Here is a 24,517-nt window from a genome sequence, read left to right as displayed (position 1 = left end):
GCATTAGTTTATGCCATTCTGCCGATACTCGTTAGGAGAGTAACCTACACATTTCTTAAATAAACGCGTGAAATGCTGAGGATATTTAAACCCTAATTCGTATGCTATCTCGCTAATAGATTTGCTTGTATCAAAGACTTTTTCTTTTGCTGTTTCTATCAATTTAAGCTGGATATGTTCCTGTGGTGACTTTCCAGTTTCTTTCTTGATTAAATCTCCAAAATAATTGGGTGAAAGATTCAGGTTCTCTGCACAGTATTGTACTGAAGGCAGACCGATATCCTGTGGCTTATCCGACAGAAAGTAGTTGTGCAGAAGATCTTCGAACCGGCTCAAGATATCCTTATTTACATTACTACGAGTAATAAATTGACGATCATAGAAACGCATACAGTAGTTTAGGAGCAATTCTATATTGGCTACAATAATCGTTTGGCTATGTTTGTCGATACCACGTTGTAACTCTGTTTGTATATTATGGAAACACTCAATAATCACCCCCCGTTCTTGCTCAGACAGGTGGAGGGCTTCGTTGGATTCGTAAGAAAAGAAGTTATAATTCTTAATATTACGTCCCAGTGATGTTCCACGAAGAAAATCCGGATGAAAAAGCAATCCCCAGCCTTTGGGTTGGAAAGGCTTTCCGTTGTCTACAAAGCCTACAACTTGCCCCGGAGCAAGAAAAACCATTGTTCCTTCCTGATAATCATAATACTGGCGCCCATAATGTATATCTCCACATTTCACTTCTTTTAGAAATATGGTATAAAAGCCCAACATTTGACGTGAATGCCGCATAGATTTGCATTTAGAGAAATCTATTACACTCACTAGCGGATGTAGTGTTTCGTTGCCTACCCGATCATTGTATTGGTAGATGTGATCCATTTTGATGATTTCGTCCATACTCTATTTTAAGCTTGATTGATACGATACAAATTTAGTACTTTTTCCGGTATTGGTATTACCTATCAGTAATAATGGTAGAACAAACTGTAATTTGTATCAATTGACCCAGGCACATTCCTCTTTTCTTTCTTTTATTTGTTACTTCATTTTATATTTATTTTTTATATTTGCGACAACAATCAATAGATATGATACTGCTATGAATAAATTCCGAATTTTACTTTATGTGATGTTGTTTTCTCTGGTTGGTTGTCATCCGGAAGGGGCAAATGTAAAACAGGGGTTAGACAGAGCTGCGCAAATAATGGAGCAGGACCCGGATACTGCATTTATAATTCTTGAAAATATTCAGACGAACCAGATGAACGAGGCACAACTTGCCGAGTATAATCTGTTGTGTACAAAAGTCAATGAGGATAAGAACGTCCATCATTCATCCGATGAACAAATACGTCAGGCTGTCTCTTATTTTGAAGTAAATGGTAACCGGCTTCAAAAGACACAGGCATATTACTATCTTGCTTGTGTAGAAAGTGATCTGGATCGGAAACAGGAAGCGGAAATGCACTTTAAGGAAGCTATAAAATTGGCGACTCTTACCGAAAATTATAACTACATGACTAAAATATGCAGACGATGCAGTCTGTATTACCAGAAAAATGGAAACTTTGATGAAGCTTTGGAAATGGAGAGAAAAGCTTATGCAAGTCAGTTGATGTTAAATGATAGTAAAGATCATTCAACGACAATTCTTTCTTCTGCTTTGGGTATGTTCGGTGTTTTATCTTTATTATTAGGTTTGCTTTGGAAAAAGAACCGATATGCGTATGCTCAATTGAATACTTTCAAAGAGGAAATAAGACAGAAGGATACTCAGTCGGATAAATTGATGTTGCAATGCGAGCATTTGGAAGAGAAATACCAATCGTTACAGTTGCAAATCTATGAAAGCTCTCCGGTGATTACTAAAGTTCGTCAGTTTAAGGATAGAAATGTTTTGTCTGCTAAAATACCTTCATTTTCGGAAAGAGACTGGAATGAATTGTTACGGCTTCAAGAAGGTGTTTATGGAATCGTCTCCAAACTGAAAGAGATCGGCCCTAAACTTACTGAAGAAGATTTGAGGGTATGCGCTTTCTTGCGTGAGGGTGTTCAACCTTCTTGCTTTGCCGATCTCATGAAGCTGACAGTGGAAACATTAACCCGTAGAATATCCAGAATAAAAACGGAGAAATTAATGCTGGTGAACTCTAAAGAATCATTGGAAGAGATTGTAAAATCGTTGTAGTCCGAATTTGTCCGCGTAATTTTCAACTTTTCTTCTGATTATCAGATTATTGTAATTTGCAGTTGTCCGTATTCGTCCGGCTAGAAACTAGTCTTTTATATGCCAGTTCTATAACTTTGCAAATAAAAAAGTAATAGAACCATGAGCAAATTACTGTTTAAAAGATGGAATGATTTTATTGGTTGGAGTGTTTTTCTGATCGCTGCTTTTGTATACGGATCGACGATTGAACCGACAGCAAGTTTTTGGGATTGTCCCGAGTTTATTTCATGTGCCGAAAAGTTACAGGTCGGTCATGCACCGGGTGCACCTTTCTATATGTTAGTGGGAAATCTCTTTACTCAATTTGCTACTGATCCTTCACAGATAGCACGTATGGTCAATCTGCTGAATGCGTTATTGAGTGCGGGATGTATTTTGTTTCTCTTCTGGAGTATTACCCGACTGGTCAGGAGTTTAATGACGGATGGTCAGAAAAGTTTGTCGAAAATTGATAGTATTATTATTCTAGGTTCAGGGCTGGTTGGAGCGTTGGCATATACATTCAGTGATACCTTCTGGTTCAGTGCAGTGGAGGGAGAGGTTTACGCTTTTTCTTCTTTTCTCACTGCGGTGGTGTTTTGGATGATTCTTCGTTGGCAGGATGAGTCGGAAACAGTTTCCGGTGACCGTTGGATTATATTGATAGCTTATATTATCGGCCTTTCCATCGGGGTACATTTACTCAATTTGCTTTGTATTCCGGCTATAGTATTGGTTTTCTACTATCAGAAATACCGTTCTATTTCTTTCAAAGGCTTTATGATGGCAATGGCTTTTTCCGGGTTGATTATCGCTTTCATTCTTTTCATATACATTCCGGGAATGGCGGAAATGGGTGGATGGTTTGAACTTCTTTTCGTTAATATATTGAGACTTCCTTTCCAATCCGGTTTGATTAGTTTCGTTGTTTTGGTTTTATTACTGTTGGTAGAAGCTGTCTATCGATTCAGAAAACGAGTGATACGTACGTCTCTTTGGTGTCTGATTATGCTTACGGTAGGTTATACTACTTATGCCGTAATTCTAATTCGGGCGAACGCCAATACTCCGCTAAATGAGAACGCACCGGATAATATCTTTACTCTGAAAAGCTATCTGAACAGGGATCAATACGGAAGTATTCCATTACTTTATGGAAAGAGTTATGCTTCCGAGCCGGAATACGTAGTTGAAGGAGAATATTACAAACTAAAAATGAAACAAGGAGGAAAAGTATATTCTTTCGATAAAAACGATCATAAATATAAAGTCGTTCGGCAGAAAGAGGATGTTTGCTACACTCAAAATATGTTTTTCCCCCGAATGTGGAATGAACGGGCGACACCTCTTTATAAAGCTTGGTCGGGCGGTACGGAGGGACTTCCTACACAGATAGAGAACTTGACTTATTTTGTGACCTATCAGCTAAATTATATGTATTGGCGTTATTTCCTATGGAACTTTGTAGGGCGACAGAATGACATACAAGGCCATGGAGATCTGGAACATGGAAACTGGATTACGGGTATTTCCTGGCTCGATAATCTAAGGCTTGGCGATCAGGAACTATTGCCGGATTCTTTGCGTCAGAACAAAGGTCACAATGTCTTTTATGGTCTGCCATTACTTTTAGGACTGATAGGTATCTATTGGCAATTGAAACGCGGCAGAACGGGACAACAGCAGTTTAGTGTCTTACTTTTCCTTTTCTTCATGACAGGACTTGCCATTATACTCTACCTGAATCAGGCTCCGGATCAACCTCGTGAACGGGATTATGCTTATGCCGGTTCTTTCTATGCTTTTGCTATTTGGATAGGGATGGGAGCTGCCGGTTTGTGTGATTGGATGCGTAAAAAGAAAGCAGGTATTGTTCCGGTTAGTGGGGTGATGGCAATTTGTTTGCTGATTCCCATACAGATGGTCAGTCAAACTTGGGATGATCATGATCGAAGCAACCGTTATACTTGTCGTGACTTCGGAGCTAACTATTTAATGACTCTTCCCGATAAAGGAAATCCGATTATTTTCTGTAATGGAGATAATGATACTTTCCCTTTGTGGTACAATCAGGATACCGAAGAAGTGCGTCGGGATATCCGTATCTGTAACCTCAGTTATGCACAAACCGACTGGTATATTTATCAGCAGCAATGTCCCCTGTATGACGCTCCAGGGTTACCCATCTCTTGGGAAAGGGAACAATATAAAGAAGGCAAAAACGAATATGTCACCATTCGTCCGGAATTAAAGAAACAGATAGAGGAATTTTATCAAAAGCATCCGGAAGAAGCGCGTGACAGTTTTGGAGAAGACCCTTTTGAGGTGAAGAATATCCTGAAACATTGGGCGTTTTCAGAAAATCCGGACTTCCATGTCATACCTACAGATACTGTTACCATCCGGCTTGATAAAGAAGCCATTCTACGTTCCGGTGTCATGCTTCCTCAGTCTATCCGGCATTTAAAAGGAGAGGATTTGATGAATGCTCTACCTGAAAAACTAGAAATCTCATTAAAAGGAATACGTATGCTGACTAAAATGGATTTATTGATTTTGGAAATGATTGCTAATTGTAATTGGGAACGACCACTCTATATGGCCATTTCCGTAGGTGAAGCCAGCAAGTTGAAACTGGATAATTATTTTGTAATGGAGGGGTTGGCTTATCGTTTCACTCCGTTCGATTATAAACAATGGGGGGATGCGGACGAACATAACAATCGTGTGGTAGATGTAGAGAAACTTTATACGAACGTAATGCAAAGATATAAATATGGTGGTTTGGATACTCCGGGGTTGTATATAGACGAAACAACCATGCGTCTCTGTTATTCTCATCGAAGATTATTTACGCAACTTGCTTTGAAACTGATAGAACAGGGAGAACATTCACGAGCTAAGGAAGTGCTTGCATATGCCGAAAAGGCTATCCCTAACTACAATGTGCCTGAAGTATATGAAAGCGGTTCCTTTGATATGGCAACTGCCTATGCTGCTTTGGGTGAAAAGAAGAAAGCTGTTTCTATACTGGACTATCTAACGGCAGAAGCAGAGTCATCTATCCGGTGGATTTTTTCGCTGAATGATAGCGATATAAGAATTGCTCAAAAAGATTGTATGACTAAATTCTGGCAGTGGAATCTCTATAATGACTTAATGAAAGAAATAGATTCGACCAAGTATAAAGAGAATTCTCACCGTTTTGAAGAGAAATATGCACAGTTTTCTCAAATCTTGAATATCGGAAATTAATAATCAAAGACATATGAAAACAAGAGAAATGGAACAACTGGAAACCGAAAATGTATTTGGAAAGGTAAACTATATAATCCTATTGGTCGGTTCAGTATTGATTATTGTAGGATATATGTTGATGAGCGGCGAGGGGAGTACCCTTACCGCTTATAATCCGGATATATTCAGTGATCAACGTATACGTGTAGCTCCTGTAATATGCCTGACAGGATATTTACTAACTATTTGTGGAGTTGTTTATATAAGTAAATCCCGACAGAAAAAGAGTAAAGCGCAATAAAAGATGACCTTTGTAGTCTAATAATAAAAAGTGTCTTTACCAATCCATAAAGAGGAGTTATCGTTTTTATCCGTATAAATTAATAATATTCCTCTATCCATTAGCGAAAACATCTGCACGAACAACTATATTACAACAGAGCAACTGACTGAATGCTGTACAGTAACTATCAAGTTATTCTAGTTCTTCCGGTCAGTTACTGTACATTCAAGGCTCGTTCCTTCAGCATACTTAGACTAAAAAATGCTTGTTTTATTGTCATTTGTCACTTTTTTAAGTTAAACAGTTACTAATCAATGCTGAAATGGTGATAATAGTCGGTGACAATAGAGTGACAATAGAAAGTTATTCGGGTTCTATTGTCACTTTGTTATTCTACTATCCGCTATGCTTTTGTATTTTTCTTTCCCCCAGCTTGTGTTATTTTTCTTTCAATAGAATAGATTTAGCGTGTAAAATTGCGCAATCTCCTTTATATAAAGGTAAATAAACCGTTTGTTTAGTTGTTTTAAAGCTTCAATTAATGTCTTTTTGAGATGGTAAATATCGTTTTACGTACATGATCCCATGGCTCCACGTACGTGATCTTTTGGGTTCACGTACTGCATCCGAATGGTTCACGTACATGAAACGAGAATACATACCTTGCAAAAAATACTAATTGAACCTTGTCTGTAAGTTAAATATAAAACGTTTAAATTTATAATCTAACATATTAATAATCAATATTTTACAAAGCAATTTAATCAAACTTATTTATATGTATACATACGATTTGCATACAAAAACACCGGATTCAAGAAAGCAAATACGCAAAAATACGAATTTTGAAATGAAAAATAGTAAGCCCTTTTTAGCACTATTTTCTTCCGTTTGTACTAATGTGAATAAAATGTGTATTGATTAAAAGTAATAATATTATTTTAGATTTTCAGCGATTTGATACAATCATTTGAGGAATAAACATTTAGCAGAGTATTTGAGTAGTATGAAGTAACGAATTGGCAACCGTTCCATTTTCTGCGATCTGTAATGCAATGCTGTCACATAACTCTCTGTAAATTTAAAAGTAGCCATTTTTTTGTACAATCAAAAAAATGGCTACTTTTAAATTTTCAAATGTAATAAATGCTATAAAGTAGTTTGTGAAAAATCCAAATGGTAAGAAACCTTATCTCCTTTTTCTTTAAAAAAATCACCTACACAGATAAGTTCAGGAATATCTGTTGTCCAAAAAGCTACAGAAGTCATTGATTGAGAGGAAAAATCTATTGTTTCCAACAGTTTATCTGCTTCTTTTTCGCATAACATTTTTAGTTCATCAAAACTATCAGTTGTTTTTCCACACTTAACGGAAAATCCTTGATTTAAGTTATTCATATTCATTGCTATTATTTGTTATAAGTCTTCGCCATTTGCACGATTGTATTCGTTATCATAAAACATTGTAATATAATATTTCCCATAATAGTCTGAAATCATAAACCAAACAGGGCGTTTTGACCAATCTTCCATTAAATATTCAGTCGAGAGTTTTATAATCTCTGACTGGGTTTCTTCGGTCGGATTTGCTAATTGCTCCTCTGTATATTTGGATAATAGGACAGATCGTAATTTTTCTCTAACGGTAACAGTATCTGTTGGCTGTTGATAAAAAACGGCTTCATATCGTTTCTTGTGAACACTTATTTCATAGGAGATGTCTTCGTCTTCGGGTATTGTATAGTCTTGTAAAGATACATATTTGGGATTATGTGCAAATTGTTCGCAGAGTCTATTGAACCTTATTTGAATAGCCCGTTCATCAACATTATTGGCATCAGCTACCATGATGCGGCAAACTTTGTTATTATTCGTCACTACAAAAACATTAACGTTTGCGCCATTAAATTCTCCTACTAAAGCTTCTGACATAGGATCATTCTGATAACCTTTTTCTTTTAGCTTGCGTACCATTTCTTTCTTGTTCCCATCAATAGGAATTCCAAGAAATTGGGTAACATCTTGTTGCGCATGTACGACTATTGAAAACATAAGCAACATCGTAATTGATAGTATTTTTTTCATATTACCAAGTTTTTTGTTCCCCAGTTACCATAAGAACCTTTACTAAACCACGAAGCGTGGAACTGCAATGCCACGTCTAAATTGAAGGTCGTAGGAAAACCCGTAGTACAGATATGGATATAGCAGCCCACGCTATAGCGTGAGAACCACTATGCAATCCCTTGTACTACATTTGAAAATTTCCTACGTTTTCAATTTACAAGATACGCATAACGCTTCTTCAAATTCTAAAATGTCTTGGAGGGAGTTGCTCTCTCCAAATGCAAAAATATGAAAAATGCAGGAAGCGCAATAATATTTCCTGCATTTTTTATGTTGGCACATAAGTATTTATAATCGTTACAGTTTGAATCCCTTGTTTTTCCGTTGCGGTTGCTGTATCGTTGGCCGTATTCGTCGGAGCAGCCTCTCGAACTGCTCCCTGAACCAGTCGAGGATGTTCTTCCCGTTGATGCGCAGGACAAAGCGTTTCCCTCTCTCTCCCTGCTCTATTCCCATCTGCGCAGTGGCACCTGTCACGGAGAGGGCTCTCTTGTGTTCCTCGGAGTAAAGGTTCCCGCTGTACTCCAACGGCTGGAACGTGAAAAGCCGGTCCGTCTGCTCGGGTGTGAAGCCTGCCGAATGGCAGTACCTCTCCATGCGCATCGCGTCGGCGAAAAGAGGAAACCAGCCGCACGCACGCTCCGTCCATTTTTGCAGATATGCCGTCCGCTCCCTTTCCCTTTCCAGTTTTTGGATGTAGTCGGTCTGCACCGTGGCAAGTTCCCTGCCGTGCTGTGCCCGCTGCCGTTGCAGACTGGCCTGCAAGTCCTCTATGCTCTCTTCACGGGCGGCTATTTCGTTTTGCAAGCTGCGGTTGTCCGCCTCCAGCTCCCTGATTTTCCCACTGCCCAAAAGAGAACCCACCTTCGCCATGATGGCGGTCTTTGCCTCCACCTTGACCGCCTCCAGCTTTTGCGTGTTGATTTCCTTTCTGGCCGTTTCCAGCCGTTTCTCCGCCTCTTCCTGCTCGGCTTGGAGTTGGCGCACGTTCTCTTCCAGTTCGTCCGTCTGCCGCCTCAAATCGCGGTAATACTGGGCGGTGGAGACATGCCGGGCTTCCGAACCTCTTATCCCGCGTTGCAGGCCGTATTTCACCATGACTCTGGCATAGTCGTCGTGATAGGCAATCAGTTTGGTACGGTTCAACACGTCGTCGGCACACAGTCGGACGGCATTCGCCTTCTTGCGGTAAGTTCGCCCTTCCTCCTTCGGCTTCTTCTGCCCCGCCTTCCTGCGCTCTCCCGTCACTATCGGTACAAGTGTGGCATGTATGTGCGGCGTGTGCTCGTCCATGTGCAGCACCGCCGAGACCACGTTCTCCCGCCCGAAGGTCCTGTACAGCCAGTCCATGCTGTCCCGGCACCAGTCGTCCAGTCTTCCGGCTTTCTCTATTTCCATCATGTCCTCATGTGTTCCTGAGAGCATGACACGGATGGCGCGTACCTGGTCGTGGGTGATTTTCCTTCTGATGCCCGCACTGCTGATGCGGGCCGCAATCGCGTCGTCACGCTCCCTGATGCCTTCGGGCATCCGGACGAGCTCGCGGTTCAGGTGCGTGCGCGTGGGGTCGACGTTCGGTGCTATCACCCTGCGCTCGATATGGTCGGACATCCGGCTGTCGGATGCCCCCTTCGCTTTTCTGAAATCGAGTGAGAAATATCCCATTGTAAAGTCTTTTTAGGTTTGACAATTCCGCCTGCCGTGCGGATATGCCTCACGGCGAACGGGGTGTGCAGAGGGGCCGGCCCCTCGCCTCAATAGGGCGTTTTTAGCTGCGCTTGCGCTGCGTGAAGAAAACGCCCTATTGAGCTATGGCTTTTCACTGTGCAAAAAGCCTGCGGGATGCGTGGGTTACATTCCGATGCCCTTCCCCTTTTTCTTGCCCGGCTGCTGCACCCACTGTACTTGCTTTGCCTGCTGTACCGGGTTCACCTGCTGTGACAACTTTTTTCCGTTCAGGTAGTCGTTCAGGTCCTTGTACCCGCTGTACACAGGTGATGCGTCGCGGACACGCGAACCGTACTCTCTTTGGATTTCGCGCAGGGCTTCCAGCCCGGCGCGGTCGTTGTCAAGGAAGCAGTGTATCCGCTCATAATTCCCCAGCAGCCGCAGGGCTTTGGAAAGATTGGAAACCGAGTTCAGCACGATATAGTCCTGTCCGTCAAGGGCGGGGCGGTCGGGATGCCCCGCCTGCCGCAGCGTGAGAAAGGAGAGGTAGTCCATGAAACCTTCGAAGAGGCAGCAGGTTTCCCCCGGTTCCGTTTGCCGTATGTGAGTGATGTCTTTCGGGGCTATGCAGCCCTTGAAGAACTTGTTGCGTATCTCGTAGCCTCCCGAACGGTTGGGAAAACCGACGGCAAAGTAGGGTTTGCCGTCGGTCAGATAGTGCACCTCCCTGCATTCTCTTTTTGCCAGTTCCGTATTTATCCCCCTTTCCCGCAGATAGGAGAATAAGGCGGGGGAAGAAAGCGGCATTACTTCCAACTGCCGGAAACTTGGTTGTGATAATGTCTGCCCGCCAAAAGAGAAGGAGACGGGGCGCACGTGCGGTGCCTGCCTTGCTATCATTTCCAGAAGGTAGGGCACATGGTCGGATGCGTAGAGTTCCGCCGCTAGTGCGATGATGTTGCCGCCTTTCCCGGTGGCAAAGTCATACCAGAGATTACGTTCGGTGTTCACCTTGAACGAGGCCTCGGTTTCCTCCCTCAACGGTGACTTGTACCATAGGTTGCCGCCCTGCCGTCTTACGGGTGAGTACCCCAGACTGTGCAGGTATTCGGCTATGCTGATTTGTTTCGCTGTCTGAATGTCCATACGTGTGAGTGTTTGAATGAATGACTGTTTTTGTTTTTTCGCCCGCACCTTCTTATATAAGGTACGGCATATACATGGCTTCACTTAAATGCTCGTATATATAGGATACGGGTATTAAGTGAAGCGGTTGCGTGATGTCCGCGCACCGCTTCGCTTTTCCCTTATATATAGGCACCGTGAATAAAGTGAAGCGTTTCTCCGCATCCGGTTTAATAATGGAAATCGGGCATGAAGGTGTATTTCCTGCCGTTCTCCTGCACTATCATCCGCTTGTTGCGCAACGTGATGATGAGCGATACCGCCTTGTGGTGGTTCAGTCTCACGCCGACGGAGGCATAGGCATTTATCAGCGCGTCCTCCAGTTCCTTGTAGCCGTATTCGCTTTTCAGTGCGAATGCCGCCTCCAGCGCGATGCGGTGCTGTTGCTCCGTGATGTGCCTGTACGCGTCGAACGGCTCCTGCTGCGGTCTTCCGGCTTTCCTCCCCTGCGGGGTATAGTTCTCCACCAGTTCGGGAAGTGCCCTGTCATTGATGCGGAAGGCGAACGGCTCGAAGTCCATCGCCCGGATGTGCATGGCCGATACCCGACTGATGTCGGCGTCGCCCTTGTCCTTCTCCACCAGCAGCACCGTCTCGGCCTTGTTGTTCAGTTCCGTGCCGATGTGCCCGCGCGCGTTCTCGTCACCCTTGTTCTGGTGCAGTATTGTGTGGATATGTATCTGGCGGTCGTCCGTCCACTGCATCAGCTTGGAGATGATGCGTGTGGATTCGCCGGGGCTGTTGATGTCGTACACCATGTCGCGGATGCCGTCTATCACGACAAGTCCCAGTTCCGGGGTATTGTAGATGGCCTGCTCCACAGCCGCGATGCGTTCTTTCGGGGTGTACTTGCGCAGGGCGAGAAATTCGAGGTGCTCGCTGTCCCGGTCGGTCGGCAGGCCTGCCATGCGCAGGATGCGTTCCATCACTTTGAGACAATGGTACGGGCTCTGTTCGGTATCAACGTAGAGGATTTTCCGCTTGTCCTTGGGCAGTTCCGCCGAATACAGCAGTACCGTGCCGTTCTTCAACGCCGCCGCGACGATGGCAGAGACGTTGAACGTCTTCTTGCTTTTCGCCTTGCCGATGGACGCGCTGAAATTGCCCAGCGTGCCGACGACAGTGCCGTTCGCCTTCAGTATCTCGGGAGCCTTCTCACATTTCATGCCGATGCTCAGCCGTGAGGCCTGCCAGATGATGATGGCGTTCTCACGGGTCACTTCTTCCATGCGCTCGTTACTTTCCATGGCTGCGGAGTTTTCGGTTTGCGCTTCTGGCGATGGCGAGTGCCGCCTCGCCCTTGTCGTTCACACGTCTTGCGAGGCTTTCGGCCCATACGAGCAGCTCCCTGCGGGAGAACAGCAGTTTGTTTCCGTACTTGCGGAACGGCACATTCCCCTTGGCGGTCAGCTTGTAGAGGCGGGCCTTCGAAATCAGGAACCCGTGCTGTTCGAGTACCCCCACAGCCGCATCCGGCGTGAGGTTGTCGGGTTCGTCCTTCGGCAGGGTGAGCCCTGCCAGTGTCTGCGAGACGCTCTCGCTCACGATTGCCCGGAGTTCCTCGGGCGTGGTAAGAATGATCTGGTTCATTTTCTTCCTTTCTTTTTGGGTGTTTGTACTATGGCTGTCGTCACAGCCGTTCCAACCGGTTGTGGCGCAAAGGAAGAATAAAGGAAAGCGAATATCGAACCGCAAATAACTTAACACGGATATGACTTTTATGGACGTTTCATGACTTTTGGTGACACTGCGTGGGGCGGGTAAAAAGGGAAACGGTGCCATAGGCGGATATAATCTTCCAATGGCACCGTTTTGCACACATATGTCAAGTGATTCGGAATGCACTATTATTTCACATCCTTTAACTTTCCGAGTTGGGAAATGACTTCTTCTATTACGAAATATTTCTCTCCCGGTATCCCGATGTCGGAGCGCGATATGAAGCCCAGCTCCTCCCACCGGGCTATGCTCTGGCGGCTCACGCCCGCCATCTTTGCCAGTACACTCTGGCCTATCATCTCCCTGCCGAGGATGACGGGGTATTTGTACTTGCGGGTGGCATGGCTGAACCTTATGCGTTCGATGACCGCCTCCACATTGTTTATGGTGGGCCGTACCCGCTCCTGTACGCGTATCACGGCCTCCGTTATCTCATATCCGGCAAGCCCGGGATGTCCGGAAAGCTCCTCCCATATGGCACCGAAACATTTGAGGTGCCGTATCTTTATCTCTCTGGTCTTCTTTCTTGGCATGGTCAGTCGAATTTGGTAAGTAACTGCGCGTTCCTCATCCGTTCGTCCCGCTCGAAACTGGCAAGGTAGTTCTCCGTTATGGCAAGGTTGGAGTGCCCCAGACTTTCGGATATGTAGGAGATATTCGTCCCGCTGCGCTTGAGCACGGTGGCGAACGAGTGCCGGGCCGAATACGTGGTCACGGGGGGCAGACCCACCGCCTCGGCTATCCTACCCAATACCTTGTTGCATTTCTGTATGACCGTATCGACAAGGTGCTTGGTGGCGAAGCCGTCCTCCTTCCCCGTGGCGAACTTGAAGATGAGCGTGCCGGGGTTTCCGTCGTCGGGGTTACCCCAGCGGTCCATGATTTTCCGCATCTCGGGGGTGAGCACCGCACGTATGGTACGCACTTGCTTGGAAGTATTCATCGTTTTTGCCCTGACAAAACAGATTTCACCTCCCACGATGTTTCCGTAAGTAAGATAGAGCATGTCCCGGAAGTTGATGCCGTTGCAGAGGTAGGAGAAGAACCACATGTCCCGGTAAAGCTCGGTTTCCTCCCTTCCGTCGGTATAGGTGACGAGCCTCTTTATCTGCTCCAGTGTGAGTGCCAGCTTCCTGCCCTCGGCTGAGGGTATCTCGAACCTGTTCCTGCCGAACGGGAAGTGCGCCTCCTTTATTATGCCGTCCGCCTTTGCCCGGTTCATTATCGCCTTGAGCATCTTGAAATAGACGCTGAGCGTGGACTTGCTTTTCTTTTGGCCCGTCCAGAATCTTCCGCAGCGGTTCAGCCAGTCCACCGTGACGGCAGAAAACGGAATGTCTTTCCCTGCAAACTCCTCCACCGCCGTCAGCAGTGCATGATAGCTGCGGTACGTACCCGCCTGCCCGTTACGTTTCAACTCTTCCGTCTTCGCCTTTATCGCGGCGTTCACTGTCGCGGTGGAGCATCTGCCCAGCCGGACACTCAAAAGATCAAACGCGAAATCGCCACGCTCGGCGAGTGCCTCCACCTGCCCCTTGATGATTGAGAAGCTGTTCTCTATGTTCGAGCGTGCCTCCGTGAGCCTGCGGCTCTTGCTTTCCGCAAGGTTCGCCCAATCCTCCTTTGACAGCTCCTGCCCCGTGGAATAGTATTTCTGCCTGCGGTTGTGTATGACTTGTATCTTCACGGGGAACAAGCCGCTTTTCTTCGCCCTGCGTGCGTCCAGTACCGACAGCACCGAAATTCCGTCCTTTGAATACTTGTACATAATCTGCCGTTTTTGATGGTTCTTTACTTGGTCTGTATGCAAATATATGTGCATACGATTTGCATACAAAAATAGAGATTATCGGAAAACGATGCAAATTATTTGGAGAGAAAATTTGCTAAAACGCACTATAATACAGTGATTTGCGTATATAGGTCAAATGGTGGAAAATAAATAAAAATGGGCTTATTTTAACTGTAAGATAAAATCCAACAATATATTCTCTCGCAAAGTGAATATCAGCAGAAAGCATACGAAAAGGAACATATCCGGTGGCAAAAGAGATGCATGAAAAAGGAGACTTGCGACGAAGAGATTTCCGATGCTCCTAAAAGACCGGCCTTCAAAATGTTGTTTATCCCGGCAACCACCAGCTATACGCGAATGCAAATACAGATGAGAGACAACGGGGCATTGGGAGGTATCATTTTCGACACTGAAGCCGAAACCCTTACCACCGCCAACCATCTGGATTGTGGCAACTTCAATGATATGCTTCGAAAAGCATACGAGCACGAGAACATTGAATCTTCGTACAAAGCGAACGGAACTACCCCCATCACCATCAAGCATCCCAGCCTTGCCATGTTTCTGACCGGAACTCCCGGACAGTTGGAAGCCTTGTTAGGAAGTTACGAAAACGGATTAACAAGCCGGGTCGGTTTCTATACTTTCAGGCTCAATCCGAATTGGAAATCAATGGATGACGACAGTGTGTCGCAGGAAGAAATATTCCATCCGTTAGCACATCAGGTATTTGAGTTATTCAATTTTTGCTTGAACAATCCGGTCTTATTTCACTTCAAACGCTCACAATGGGATCAATTAAACAAAACCTTTTCCGTATTATTGAATGAAGTGGTGCTGGAAGGAAATGATGATCTGCAAGCAGTTGTGAAAAGATATGCTGTTTTAGTAATGCGTATCAGTATGGTGCAGACCCGTATCCGCCAGTTCGAAACAAACGACCTTTCATCGGAAATCTACTGTAACGACATCGATTTTCAACGTTCATTAGAAATCGTACTTTGTTGTTACGAACATAGCCGTCTGTTACTCTCATCCATGAGTTCCTCCGGCAAACATCCACTAAAAGATCCTAACATAACAAGAAGATTTATTAATGAACTTTCTGATACATTTACGACCGATGAAGCAATTAAAGCCGGCGCAAATTACGGATTCAGCTCTCGTAAAATAAACAGGTTATTAAAATCACTTAATGGGGTGATAATCACAAAAATGTCCCATGGTTCATATAGAAAGTTGAGTGGTAAATAACGTCATATGTCGTTTTTGTCGTTTTGTCGTTTTGAAACACTGAAAAAATCATTGAGAAGTTTGAAAAAATCTTCTCAATGATTGAATCTAAACATTGGGAAGATTCAATACAAACTTCCCAATGTTTTTATCTTTTTTCAGTACGTCGGTGTACGTCATTGTACTTTATGCAGATTCTGTCCTATCGTATCTTTGCTATGTAATCGGTTACAAAATGATTCAAAATTTCAAAACTTAAAATTCTAAATGTTATGGCTCAGAATTATGTGATTATGGCTCGAAAGAACCTGTTGAAACCGGACGAAGCTCCGAAGTATTATGCAGTGGCACGCAGCGGAAAGAAAGTTTCCGTTAAGGAGGTCTGCAAACGTATCACCGAACGTTCCTCTTACTCCAAGGGAGAACTCGAAGGATGTATCGGAGAGTTTCTACTGGAGATTGTCAATGTGTTGGAAGAAGGAAATATCGTACAGATGGGTGATCTGGGAAATTTCCGGATGAGTCTCAAAACCGGTACTCCTACAGCAACAGGAAAAGAGTTCAAGGCATATTGCATTGAGAAAGGCAAAGTGTTGTTTCATCCGGGAAGCGATCTCCAGAAACTATGTAAGGCGATAGATTTCACTTTGTATAAGAGTGACAGCAAGACTGATTCGAAAAATGATGAACCGTTGCCTGATGGCGGTGGATCTGATCCTGATGACGGAGAATCTCCTGATCCGACACTGTAGTTAACAAATCGGTGATTCATTATTTAAAATTCAAATAATTCATTTAAAACGTGAAATTGTATGTGTATGAAAAAACAAGTTTGGAAAAATGTTCTTCAGTTTATCGTAACGATAGCCACGTCTATCATTTCTGCCCTAGGTGTAACCTCTTGCATGGGAAGTTTATAAATAGATGACGATGGAAAATTCAAAAGAAGAGTATCTTCCACGAGAGATTAAGTTGTTGGTGATTCATTGCAGCGCTACGCGCTGCAATGTCCCCTTCTCTGTAGAGCAACTTCGTGAATGTCATCAGCAAAGAGGATTCAAAGATATCGGTTATCATTTCTACATTACTCGTAACGGAGAAGCACATCAGTGCCGTCCGGTCTCTGAACCGGGAGCTCATGTGAGAGGATTCAACCGACATAGTATTGGAATTTGTTATGAAGGAGGACTCGACGAAGAAGGTCGTCCGGCAGATACGAGAACGCAGGCACAACGCTTCGCCTTGATCGATCTGCTGGCTATTCTCAAACATCAGTATCCGGAGGCACAAGTCCTGGGACATTATCAGTTAAGTGCTAATATTCATAAAGCTTGTCCTTGCTTTGATGCAAGAAAAGAATATTCACAAATATAATTGTAGGTATAGTCCTAATACTAAATACGGGAGTCAGCGAAAATGCTGTCTCCCGTTATTTTTAATATATCATTTACAATTCAGATTAGATCAGAATTCTCCTGGTTTACCTAAATAATAAGCAATTAAACGTACCTCACGTACAGAAAAAGCCTTTGTTTTCGGATGGAAATCCGTAGCAAGTATCTCATCCATCAAAGGCTGACAACGACGCATCCAACGACGGAGTTTATCAACAGAAGCACGAACACTTATATCAGGAAAATACATTTGGGCAAGTTCTTGTTTATTGTAGCATTTCACTACAAAATCTGGTTGGTTCATTGTATCTTTAAGTTTGAATTATAGACTATAAAGATACATAATAAATCGCTAATTTACAACAAAATAGTATGATATTGTCAGTACTTACAGAATTGCTTCCTTGATACAATCAATGATGTAACGCACGTCGTCATCAGTGACACATGGACCGGAAGGCAGACACAGACCAACCTTGAAGAGAGATTCCGACACGCCATTAGTGTAAGCCACTGCATTGGCATATACGGGTTGTTTATGCATAGGTTTCCAAAGTGGACGGCTCTCAATACCTTTAGCGTCAAGGAATATACGCATAGCTTCAACATTCGGATTAGGTTCGCAGTCGGTATGAAGATCTTTCGTATCGTGAGTCACACCGGCAGCACCTCCCACCGCGCCTTGAACAACTGCTTTATAGACATTCTCCTGTCCGTTCACCTTCAATGTGGGATCAAGAGTGACAGTACAAAGCCAATAGTTACTGTCATACTCACCGGTTTCCGGCTGGCAATGAAGCTTAATCCCCTGCACGTCCTTCAGTAATTCTTCATAGAGAGCTTGAACGTGTTTATGATGGTCAATGTGAGCCTCCGCTACCGTCATCTGACCACGACCGATACCAGCGCAGATATTTGACATACGATAGTTATAACCGATCTTCTCGTGTTGGTAATATGGATATGACTCGCGGGCCTGGGTAGCATAGAACATTATTTCTTTCTTATCTTCCGCAGAAGAAGTTATTAGAGCCCCACCACCTGAAGTGGTAATCATCTTATTGCCGTTAAAACTCAACACACCGTATTTCCCGAATGTACCACACATCTGCCCATTATACTTCGAGCCAAAACCTTCGGCAGCATCCTCGATCACAGGGATGTCATACTTCTCTGCAATTGCTATGATTTCATTGATCTTGGCAGGCATACCATACAGATACACTGGCACAATCGCTTTCGGTTTCTTTCCGGTTTTCTCAATACGGTCTTTGATAGCTACTTCTAATAGGTCAGGATCCATGTTCCAGGTATCCATTTCCGAATCCACGAACACAGGCTTAGCACCAAGATAAGTTATCGGGTGCGAGGAAGCACAAAAAGTAAACGACTGCACAATCACTTCATCTCCGGGATTCACACCGCAAGCTATCAAGGCCAAATGTACGGCAGCTGTACCTGCTGATAAAGCAACGACCTCATTCTGAGCACCTATAAACTGCTTCAGGTCCTCTTCAAAACCATTCACGTTCGGACCAAGAGGAACGACCCAGTTGGTGTCGAACGCTTCTTTAATGAAGTCCCGCTCTTTGCCCGACATGTGGGCAAGACATAAATATATTCTGTTTGTCATAAGTTTATATTATTTCGTTATTATACTTCATTTTCTTTCCCAACACCGTACAGAAAATCATTTGGATATCCTTGATGAATGAATAGTGCTCGTAGTAGTATTTGTTGATGCGCACCTTATCGGGAAAAATCACCTTATCGTTATACTTTTCAGCGATTTCTTGAGCGGAACGGCTATCCCCCTCTTCCTGCTTCTTCGTGACATACTCTGAAATCATCTCATCTTCCAGACGATACTTCAGCGTGGCAGGCCCCGTAATGCCCGGGCGAAGTTTCAATACAATGCGATCATCCCCCTGCAGTTTATCAGCATAACCAGGCACATCGGGACGAGGACCGACGAACGACATATTGCCAATCAACACATCCCACAGCCCCGGAAGCTCATCAATCTTGTAATGGCGAAGCATAGCACCCAAAGGCGTAATACGACTGTCGCCCGCCACACTCACCGTCGAACCACTGTGCTTCATCGTCATCGAGCGGAATTTATGGCAAGTAAACAACTTACCATCTTTCCCACCCGTTTTTGAGTGAATATAGCAGGCCCATCCGGCATTTTTATCTTGATAAGAATGCCCACAACGATAAGTAAAGGCCACAGAAAGAGCAAACCGATTAGAGAGACTAAGCGGTCGAAAAGAAATTTAATACACATAACGTTAAGAATAATCTGTTATCCAATCACCTTTGCAGGTACTCCCATCGAAGTAGCACCTTCGGGTATGCTTTTATTGACCAGTGTACAGGCACCAACCACTGCATTTTCCCCAATAATGGTACCTTCATCTTTGCGGGCTATGATGATTGCATTCATTTCAACATAAGCTCTATCTTCAATTTTAATCGAATGATACCCCTGCTTACGACCATGACAAGCAAAGAAAACACCATAAAAAAGTAAGCGTCCAATTATGAACAATATGTCATTTTTGGCTGCTTACCCTTTTTCTTTATATCCAGTCACTCTTTGTCATTAAAATTAGAAGGGTTACTAAGAGTGATTCAGTCATTAAGAATATTTTTAATGAGAGGATGTTCTTCGAGAGTCTCACTCCCGGGAATTCCCACGAAGCGATATATCTGGTACGATGAATATTCCAGACAGTTGATATAACTCATCATAAATCTGTTCCAAAGCATGTTCTAAGATATCCCACGGATTACCATCCATAAGGCACTCTATCAGAATCTCATTATGAAAAGAAAGAGGTTCTGTATCAAACATATTATGAAGGTTTCTCATATACTTGAGTTTCACAAATCAAATCTTCTTGAATATAGCCATTATATACCCCCAACCATATGCCAGATGTAGGGACATAAATAGCCAAGACATTTCTAAAATCTCTAACAAAGAGTGCGTTTTCTTGCCAGCGAAATATAGTCCCAAACATAAATGAAGACAAACAACGCCCAAGCCTAAAGCCCATATTGTCCTCCAAAAGTACCCCCCAATAATGGATAGCATCAAGAAAACCACAAATGCAAACGGAATTAAATGACGCAACGAAAGTGCAGAGTTTCCTTTCTTAAGCAAAATCATATTCCAAAAGCCATTACCATACGCCTGTTTCAACATTTTAGACAGGGTAGTACGAGTATAATAAGTTGATTTGATTGAGGGATCAAAATAAAACTTATAACCTGCCGCTTTTATTCTGCTATGGAGTTCAATATCTTGATTTCTCACCATCTTCTCATTAAAATATCCAACCTCTTCAAACACACTCTTCTTATACAAGCCGTACACTGCAGTATCCGCATAACATGCTTGACTTGACACGCGAAATGATGAGTTTCCCACTCCGAACGGAGAAGACAGCACCTTTGATATCACATTCTCAGCACCATCCAAAGAAAGAGAAGTTAGCTTACCGCCTACACATACAGCATCAACTGTTAAGATTGCTTTAATGCTATTTTCCACAAAATCAGGTTCTGCTTCGGCATGAGCATCTATACGTGTAACATATTCTCCCTTAGCTGCATTAATAGCGATATTCCATCCTGTAGCTAAGATTTTCTTCTCATTCGTCACAACAGTAATCACCAGCCCTTCCTTTATATATTTGTCTTGAAATTTCCTAACAACATCAAGGGTTCCATCTTCAGACTTTCCGTCAGCTATGACAATTTCATATTTGTCTTTAGGATATGTCTGGTTAATAAGAGACATCAATGACCTCTCAATGTAGTTCTTCTCGTTGCGAGTAACGAGAAGAAGTGAAACAAAGGGTAACTGCGCTGAACCCATATTACAATCTAGCATCAATAATATTTCTATCCAATGTACACTTCACATCAAAGATAACATGATTTTCCTTTAAGAGAGTGCAAATATCCATTCCTTCAAACTTTTTGTGAGCAACAGCAGCAATTGCAACATCAAATTTTTGAGTAGGTAATTCATTTACTACCTCAACACCATACTCGTGCATTGCTATGGCAGGATTAGCCCATGGGTCATAGACTGTTACGTTCACATTATACTCCTTTAGAGTTCGATAGATGTCAACAACCTTAGTGTTACGTACATCAGGACAGTTTTCTTTAAAAGTGAAGCCTAAAAGGATAACATTTGAGTTGAGTACTTGGATTCCTTTCTTAAGCATACACTTAACTGTTTCAGTAGCTACATACTCTCCCATACCATCATTCATTCGTCGTCCGGCAAGAATAATCTCCGGATTATGACCATGACGTTGAGCACACTGAGCCAAATAGTAAGGGTCAACGCCAATACAGTGACCACCTACCAGACCTGGGCGGAAAGGCAAGAAATTCCATTTAGTACCAGCAGCTTCAAGAACATCGAGAGTATCAATATCCATTTTGTTGAAAATGCGTGAAAGTTCATTCACAAATGCAATATTAATATCACGCTGAGAGTTCTCAATCACTTTAGCAGCTTCAGCTACTTTAATTGAAGGAGCAAGGTGGGTTCCGGCTGTGATAACAGAAGCATAAACCTCATTTACATATTGTCCAATCTCAGGAGTTGAGCCTGATGTTACCTTCTTGATATGTTCAACTGTATGAAGTTTATCACCAGGGTTGATACGCTCAGGAGAATAACCTGCAAAGAAGTCTATGTTCATCTTCATGCCACTTACTTTCTCTACCACAGGAATACACTCATCCTCTGTTACCCCAGGATAAACAGTTGACTCATATACAACGACATTGCCTTTTGAGATGACTTTACCGACAGTAGTAGATGCTCCATATAGAGGAGTAAGATCTGGGTTGTTATTCTCATCCACTGGAGTAGGAACTGCAACTACATAAAAATTACAATCTTTAATCTGTTCGATATCTGCTGTGCAAAGAAAGCCATGATTATTGATTGCATCCTGAAGCAATTCGTCGCTTACTTCAAGCGTTGAATCATGACCAGCCATCAAAGCTTCACAACGCTTTGCGTTCATATCGAAACCAATGGTCTTGTACTTAGAACTGAAAAGACGAGCAAGGGGAAGTCCTACGTAGCCCAAGCCTATTACACAGATTTTAGTCTCTTTCATTTTTATTGCCTTTAAAACTATTTATTACAAATTTGCTTTATACCAATCAATCGCTGCAGCTATACCTTTCTCGAAACTCCAGTCCGGATCATAATCAAGGAGCTTTTTAGCCTTAGAGATATCCGCATTAGAGTGCTTAATATCACCTGCTCTATCTGGACCGAATTCAGGCTCAATATTTACACCAAGTGCTTTAGTTAAGCCATAATAAATGTCAATCAGATACTCACGCCCACCATATGCAATATTAAAAGCTTGACCGGCAGCTTCACTTGAAGCGAGACATGCCTTAAGGTTAGCCTCTATTACATTCTCAACATAAGTAAAATCACGCGATTGCTTGCCATCACCATTGATGTGGCATACCTGACCGTTAAGCAACTGCTTTATAAACTTAGGAATAACTGCTGCATAAGCTCCATCCGGATCTTGTCTGCGCCCAAACACATTGAAGTAACGCATTCCATAGGTATCAAGACCATAATGTTTTGTGTACTGCTTTGCCCACTCTTCATTGCAACGTTTGCTTACGGCATAAGGAGAAAGGAGATTACCTTCTATACCCTCTCTTTTAGGAAGATTTGGCTCATCTCCATAGACAGAAGAACTTGACGCATACACAAACTTCTTCACACCTTGTTGGCGAGCCGCCTCAAGCATATTAAGTGTACCTTGAATATTGTTCAAAGAATAGAATAACGGCATTTCAATAGAGCGGGGAACAGATCCCCAAGCAGCTTGATTGAGAACATAATCCACTCCTACGCAAGCCTTCATACAAATATCAAGGTCTTTAATATCCCCTTTTATAAACTCATAGCGAGGATTATCAATAAACAACTCGATATTCTTTTGCTTACCAGTTGAAAGATCATCCAATGCACGGACACGATATCCCATATTCAAGATTGCCTCGCACAAATTACTACCAATGAAACCTGCAGCTCCAGTCACCAAGAATAATGAGTTCTCTGGAAATTTTAGATGTTTATATGCCATAATATGTTTTATTTTTTACTCTTCGTAATTAAAGCTCGACTACATAAAGACCTCTATGCCCTTCAAAGATAGAATCGAAGCAAACTTTCTTGCCATCTCTGCTCCAACGAGGATGCAAATCACAACGAGTATCATTATCGTATTTAAAGGGAGCAAACACACGAGCAATAACTTTTATATCTTTGCCTTCAGGGTCGTTATCCCTAAGAATTTTAACGTCTGCAATACGAGCCCTGTTTGGATATGAGTCAATCACGACCAAATTCTTATCTATAGGACTGTAACTTGGATGACCATCATTACTTAACTGAGACCACAGGTGTTTCCACTCTTGGGTTTTATCTTTCATCAAATAGTAACCATTGCCTTCTGAATGCTTACGTTCAAAAGCAATTATTTCTTCATCATTCTTCCAATAACAATGGCTCACCATGTCATCATCACTCAATAGATACATATCTGAACCATCCACATTGCAAGTCACCAAACGAGTATATTTTCTTTGACCGCAAAACCAACGATAAAGGACCATAAAACGCTTCCCATTAGGTGAAAGCATCAAGTGATTTACCTTGTGTACGCTACCTTTTTCCTTCATTTCGGGGCGAGGTTGGAAATTTGAAAAATCTACGTATTTAAGAATATCTACAACTTTTCCAGTTTCAATATCCATTCGCCAGATAGCTGTACTATTAGGAAGAGCTTCACCTTTGGTGGTTTCTGGCAAAGCTGCATATCCATACCCCAAGCGCAAACTATGTAAACGAGAGAAGTCAAGTGACAATGCTATCTTACCATCTGCCGAAACTGTATATGCAGGCATTGGCAATACACGTTCAACACCAGCTTCTATATTCAATACTATTGAGCAATATTTTCCCTGACGTATGTCATTATAAAGAATATGACTCTTATAATCAGGCCCCAGCCACTGTGCCATACAACCTTGTTGGACGTTCCATGTATGTGTAGTGGCAATCTTACATATACTATTACTTTTCAACGTGTCAATTAATAAGATATCTGCTGATTCAACCGGATCTGGTTCACTCCAAGTATCTTTGGCTCGCATACAAATAATGTAGCGACCTGTCGCATCCCAAGGACTCTTGTCATAATATCCAAAAAAGTACTCATGTTCTTTATCATTTGGTGATAAACGAACAATATTTCCTTCTGATTCTATTTTCTTACTTACTGCATAGCAAACTGACTGATATGCTCGTTTAATCCCCCTCTTTACCAATGGAAATTTATTCAGTTGGTAGTTTATTTTTTGTTCTATGCTCATAAATTATGGATTAAAATTGAAATACTAGCATACGACACCTCAAAAGAGAATATACACTAATGTTCCGCATTAATATACTTTCGATCTTGAGCTCTTTTGATTAATAATTTATACCCTTTAATAGATATACCTGCTTTGAAAAAATATTTAATAGCCATAACAAATTGCTTCTGTTTAAGTGCCACAAAAAGAACCTCATAACAATGAGC

General features: G+C 42.8%; 23 protein-coding genes and 2 pseudogenes. 7 read left to right on the top strand and 18 right to left on the bottom strand.

Translation table 11 applies throughout. From position 1 onward, the window contains the following. Positions 1-3: 3 nt before the first annotated feature. A complete protein-coding gene (locus EJF25_RS06370) occupies positions 4-906 on the bottom strand; it encodes a helix-turn-helix domain-containing protein (RefSeq protein WP_125040538.1) in 903 nt (300 codons plus the stop codon). A 202-nt stretch (positions 907-1,108) separates the two neighbouring features. Between EJF25_RS06370 and EJF25_RS06365 the strand changes: the two genes are divergently transcribed. The 3 genes from EJF25_RS06365 (at position 1,109) to EJF25_RS06355 (ending at position 5,756) form a co-directional block, all read left to right on the top strand. Then, a complete protein-coding gene (locus EJF25_RS06365) occupies positions 1,109-2,197 on the top strand; it encodes a tetratricopeptide repeat protein (RefSeq protein ID WP_125040537.1) in 1,089 nt (362 codons plus the stop codon). A 141-nt stretch (positions 2,198-2,338) separates the two neighbouring features. Further along, entirely contained in the window at positions 2,339-5,473 is a 3,135-nt protein-coding gene (locus tag EJF25_RS06360; protein WP_125040536.1) for a protein O-mannosyl-transferase family, read from the top strand. Between the two features lie 13 nt (positions 5,474-5,486). Further along, positions 5,487-5,756 carry a DUF3098 domain-containing protein gene (locus EJF25_RS06355; RefSeq protein WP_125040535.1) on the top strand — a complete coding sequence of 90 codons (270 nt, stop codon included), beginning with the start codon at positions 5,487-5,489 and terminating at the stop codon, positions 5,754-5,756. Positions 5,757-6,887: 1,131 nt separating this feature from the next. Here the strand turns inward: EJF25_RS06355 and EJF25_RS06350 are convergent. The 8 genes from EJF25_RS06350 to EJF25_RS06315 all read right to left on the bottom strand — a co-directional run bounded on the left by EJF25_RS06350 (position 6,888) and on the right by EJF25_RS06315 (position 14,205). After that, positions 6,888-7,136 (bottom strand): hypothetical protein, encoded by a 249-nt coding sequence (locus EJF25_RS06350; protein ID WP_229532295.1) that lies wholly within the window; start codon positions 7,134-7,136, stop codon positions 6,888-6,890. 18 nt (positions 7,137-7,154) lie between these two features. Then, complete coding sequence (locus EJF25_RS06345; RefSeq protein ID WP_117589461.1) at positions 7,155-7,823, bottom strand: hypothetical protein; 669 nt, start codon at positions 7,821-7,823, stop codon at positions 7,155-7,157. 339 nt (positions 7,824-8,162) lie between these two features. Further along, complete coding sequence (gene mobV / locus EJF25_RS06340; protein ID WP_117589462.1) at positions 8,163-9,530, bottom strand: MobV family relaxase; 1,368 nt, start codon at positions 9,528-9,530, stop codon at positions 8,163-8,165. Positions 9,531-9,716: 186 nt separating this feature from the next. Continuing rightward, positions 9,717-10,679: a DUF8464 domain-containing protein gene (locus tag EJF25_RS06335; RefSeq protein ID WP_117589463.1), complete on the bottom strand. Its 963-nt coding sequence runs from the start codon at positions 10,677-10,679 to the stop codon at positions 9,717-9,719. 209 nt (positions 10,680-10,888) lie between these two features. Then, on the bottom strand, positions 10,889-11,965 hold the full coding sequence (locus tag EJF25_RS06330) for an AAA family ATPase (protein ID WP_117616358.1): 1,077 nt from the start codon (positions 11,963-11,965) through the stop codon (positions 10,889-10,891). After that, the gene (locus tag EJF25_RS25500) at positions 11,955-12,500 is read right to left on the bottom strand and encodes a DEAD/DEAH box helicase family protein (RefSeq protein WP_235016740.1); all 546 of its coding nucleotides are present in this window, start codon (positions 12,498-12,500) and stop codon (positions 11,955-11,957) included. Before EJF25_RS25500 ends, EJF25_RS06330 begins: the two co-directional genes overlap by 11 nt. Before the next feature lie 65 nt (positions 12,501-12,565). Beyond that, positions 12,566-12,970 carry a hypothetical protein gene (locus EJF25_RS06320; protein WP_117589464.1) on the bottom strand — a complete coding sequence of 135 codons (405 nt, stop codon included), beginning with the start codon at positions 12,968-12,970 and terminating at the stop codon, positions 12,566-12,568. A gap of 2 nt (positions 12,971-12,972) precedes the next feature. Beyond that, positions 12,973-14,205: a site-specific integrase gene (locus EJF25_RS06315; RefSeq protein ID WP_016277256.1), complete on the bottom strand. Its 1,233-nt coding sequence runs from the start codon at positions 14,203-14,205 to the stop codon at positions 12,973-12,975. A gap of 201 nt (positions 14,206-14,406) precedes the next feature. On the opposite strand from EJF25_RS06315, the pseudogene EJF25_RS06310 reads away from it, so the two are divergent. The 4 genes and pseudogenes from EJF25_RS06310 to EJF25_RS06300 all read left to right on the top strand — a co-directional run. Further along, positions 14,407-15,486 (top strand): annotated as a pseudogene (locus tag EJF25_RS06310) (DUF3987 domain-containing protein); the annotation flags it as partial. A 251-nt stretch (positions 15,487-15,737) separates the two neighbouring features. Further along, positions 15,738-16,217, top strand: a complete 480-nt coding sequence (locus EJF25_RS06305) for an HU family DNA-binding protein (protein WP_125040534.1) — start codon at positions 15,738-15,740, stop codon at positions 16,215-16,217. A gap of 66 nt (positions 16,218-16,283) precedes the next feature. Continuing rightward, complete coding sequence (locus EJF25_RS24845) at positions 16,284-16,385, top strand: smalltalk protein (RefSeq protein WP_159106330.1); 102 nt, start codon at positions 16,284-16,286, stop codon at positions 16,383-16,385. A 10-nt stretch (positions 16,386-16,395) separates the two neighbouring features. Continuing rightward, the gene (locus tag EJF25_RS06300) at positions 16,396-16,839 is read left to right on the top strand and encodes an N-acetylmuramoyl-L-alanine amidase (protein ID WP_125040533.1); all 444 of its coding nucleotides are present in this window, start codon (positions 16,396-16,398) and stop codon (positions 16,837-16,839) included. A 90-nt stretch (positions 16,840-16,929) separates the two neighbouring features. On the opposite strand, the gene EJF25_RS06295 is transcribed toward EJF25_RS06300, so the two are convergent. The 9 genes and pseudogenes from EJF25_RS06295 to EJF25_RS06255 form a co-directional block, all read right to left on the bottom strand. Next, on the bottom strand, positions 16,930-17,163 hold the full coding sequence (locus EJF25_RS06295) for a DUF4248 domain-containing protein (protein ID WP_025075272.1): 234 nt from the start codon (positions 17,161-17,163) through the stop codon (positions 16,930-16,932). Between the two features lie 84 nt (positions 17,164-17,247). Then, the gene (locus EJF25_RS06290; protein ID WP_125040532.1) at positions 17,248-18,492 is read right to left on the bottom strand and encodes a DegT/DnrJ/EryC1/StrS family aminotransferase; all 1,245 of its coding nucleotides are present in this window, start codon (positions 18,490-18,492) and stop codon (positions 17,248-17,250) included. Between the two features lie 4 nt (positions 18,493-18,496). Beyond that, positions 18,497-19,149, bottom strand: a pseudogene (locus EJF25_RS06285) (sugar transferase). A gap of 18 nt (positions 19,150-19,167) precedes the next feature. Next, positions 19,168-19,413, bottom strand: a complete 246-nt coding sequence (locus EJF25_RS06280; protein WP_125040531.1) for an acyltransferase — start codon at positions 19,411-19,413, stop codon at positions 19,168-19,170. A gap of 129 nt (positions 19,414-19,542) precedes the next feature. Further along, a complete protein-coding gene (locus EJF25_RS06275; protein ID WP_125040530.1) occupies positions 19,543-19,737 on the bottom strand; it encodes a hypothetical protein in 195 nt (64 codons plus the stop codon). 18 nt (positions 19,738-19,755) lie between these two features. Beyond that, entirely contained in the window at positions 19,756-20,763 is a 1,008-nt protein-coding gene (locus EJF25_RS06270) for a glycosyltransferase family 2 protein (protein WP_235016739.1), read from the bottom strand. Continuing rightward, positions 20,750-22,018 (bottom strand): nucleotide sugar dehydrogenase, encoded by a 1,269-nt coding sequence (locus EJF25_RS06265; protein ID WP_125040529.1) that lies wholly within the window; start codon positions 22,016-22,018, stop codon positions 20,750-20,752. The genes EJF25_RS06270 and EJF25_RS06265 overlap by 14 nt, the downstream gene beginning before the upstream one ends. A 24-nt stretch (positions 22,019-22,042) precedes the next feature. Further along, a complete protein-coding gene (locus EJF25_RS06260; protein WP_125040528.1) occupies positions 22,043-23,017 on the bottom strand; it encodes an SDR family oxidoreductase in 975 nt (324 codons plus the stop codon). Between the two features lie 28 nt (positions 23,018-23,045). Further along, positions 23,046-24,308 (bottom strand): TolB family protein, encoded by a 1,263-nt coding sequence (locus EJF25_RS06255; protein WP_125040527.1) that lies wholly within the window; start codon positions 24,306-24,308, stop codon positions 23,046-23,048. Positions 24,309-24,517 lie beyond the last annotated feature (209 nt).

The sequence above is a fragment of the Bacteroides faecalis genome (assembly GCF_003865075.1).
Classification (GTDB): domain Bacteria; phylum Bacteroidota; class Bacteroidia; order Bacteroidales; family Bacteroidaceae; genus Bacteroides; species Bacteroides faecalis.
Note: the sequence above shows the minus strand (reverse complement) of the source record. Positions and strands in the feature narration are given on the sequence as shown.

What these genes read in the sequence shown, in the direction of transcription:
- EJF25_RS06275 (WP_125040530.1), bottom strand. Translation starts at nt 19,737, where the DNA reads ATGAGAAACCTTCATAATATGTTTGATACAGAACCTCTTTCTTTTCAT.
- EJF25_RS06370 (WP_125040538.1), bottom strand. Translation starts at nt 906, where the DNA reads ATGGACGAAATCATCAAAATGGATCACATCTACCAATACAATGATCGG.
- EJF25_RS06290 (WP_125040532.1), bottom strand. Translation starts at nt 18,492, where the DNA reads ATGACAAACAGAATATATTTATGTCTTGCCCACATGTCGGGCAAAGAG.
- EJF25_RS06295 (WP_025075272.1), bottom strand. Translation starts at nt 17,163, where the DNA reads ATGAACCAACCAGATTTTGTAGTGAAATGCTACAATAAACAAGAACTT.
- EJF25_RS06300 (WP_125040533.1), top strand. Translation starts at nt 16,396, where the DNA reads ATGGAAAATTCAAAAGAAGAGTATCTTCCACGAGAGATTAAGTTGTTG.
- EJF25_RS25500 (WP_235016740.1), bottom strand. Translation starts at nt 12,500, where the DNA reads ATGGCACCGTTTCCCTTTTTACCCGCCCCACGCAGTGTCACCAAAAGT.
- EJF25_RS06320 (WP_117589464.1), bottom strand. Translation starts at nt 12,970, where the DNA reads ATGCCAAGAAAGAAGACCAGAGAGATAAAGATACGGCACCTCAAATGT.
- EJF25_RS06270 (WP_235016739.1), bottom strand. Translation starts at nt 20,763, where the DNA reads ATGCTAGATTGTAATATGGGTTCAGCGCAGTTACCCTTTGTTTCACTT.
- EJF25_RS06355 (WP_125040535.1), top strand. Translation starts at nt 5,487, where the DNA reads ATGAAAACAAGAGAAATGGAACAACTGGAAACCGAAAATGTATTTGGA.
- EJF25_RS24845 (WP_159106330.1), top strand. Translation starts at nt 16,284, where the DNA reads ATGAAAAAACAAGTTTGGAAAAATGTTCTTCAGTTTATCGTAACGATA.
- EJF25_RS06365 (WP_125040537.1), top strand. Translation starts at nt 1,109, where the DNA reads ATGAATAAATTCCGAATTTTACTTTATGTGATGTTGTTTTCTCTGGTT.
- EJF25_RS06255 (WP_125040527.1), bottom strand. Translation starts at nt 24,308, where the DNA reads ATGAGCATAGAACAAAAAATAAACTACCAACTGAATAAATTTCCATTG.
- EJF25_RS06350 (WP_229532295.1), bottom strand. Translation starts at nt 7,136, where the DNA reads ATGAATAACTTAAATCAAGGATTTTCCGTTAAGTGTGGAAAAACAACT.
- EJF25_RS06315 (WP_016277256.1), bottom strand. Translation starts at nt 14,205, where the DNA reads ATGTACAAGTATTCAAAGGACGGAATTTCGGTGCTGTCGGTACTGGAC.
- EJF25_RS06335 (WP_117589463.1), bottom strand. Translation starts at nt 10,679, where the DNA reads ATGGACATTCAGACAGCGAAACAAATCAGCATAGCCGAATACCTGCAC.
- EJF25_RS06305 (WP_125040534.1), top strand. Translation starts at nt 15,738, where the DNA reads ATGGCTCAGAATTATGTGATTATGGCTCGAAAGAACCTGTTGAAACCG.
- EJF25_RS06330 (WP_117616358.1), bottom strand. Translation starts at nt 11,965, where the DNA reads ATGGAAAGTAACGAGCGCATGGAAGAAGTGACCCGTGAGAACGCCATC.
- mobV (WP_117589462.1), bottom strand. Translation starts at nt 9,530, where the DNA reads ATGGGATATTTCTCACTCGATTTCAGAAAAGCGAAGGGGGCATCCGAC.
- EJF25_RS06345 (WP_117589461.1), bottom strand. Translation starts at nt 7,823, where the DNA reads ATGAAAAAAATACTATCAATTACGATGTTGCTTATGTTTTCAATAGTC.
- EJF25_RS06360 (WP_125040536.1), top strand. Translation starts at nt 2,339, where the DNA reads ATGAGCAAATTACTGTTTAAAAGATGGAATGATTTTATTGGTTGGAGT.
- EJF25_RS06260 (WP_125040528.1), bottom strand. Translation starts at nt 23,017, where the DNA reads ATGGCATATAAACATCTAAAATTTCCAGAGAACTCATTATTCTTGGTG.
- EJF25_RS06265 (WP_125040529.1), bottom strand. Translation starts at nt 22,018, where the DNA reads ATGAAAGAGACTAAAATCTGTGTAATAGGCTTGGGCTACGTAGGACTT.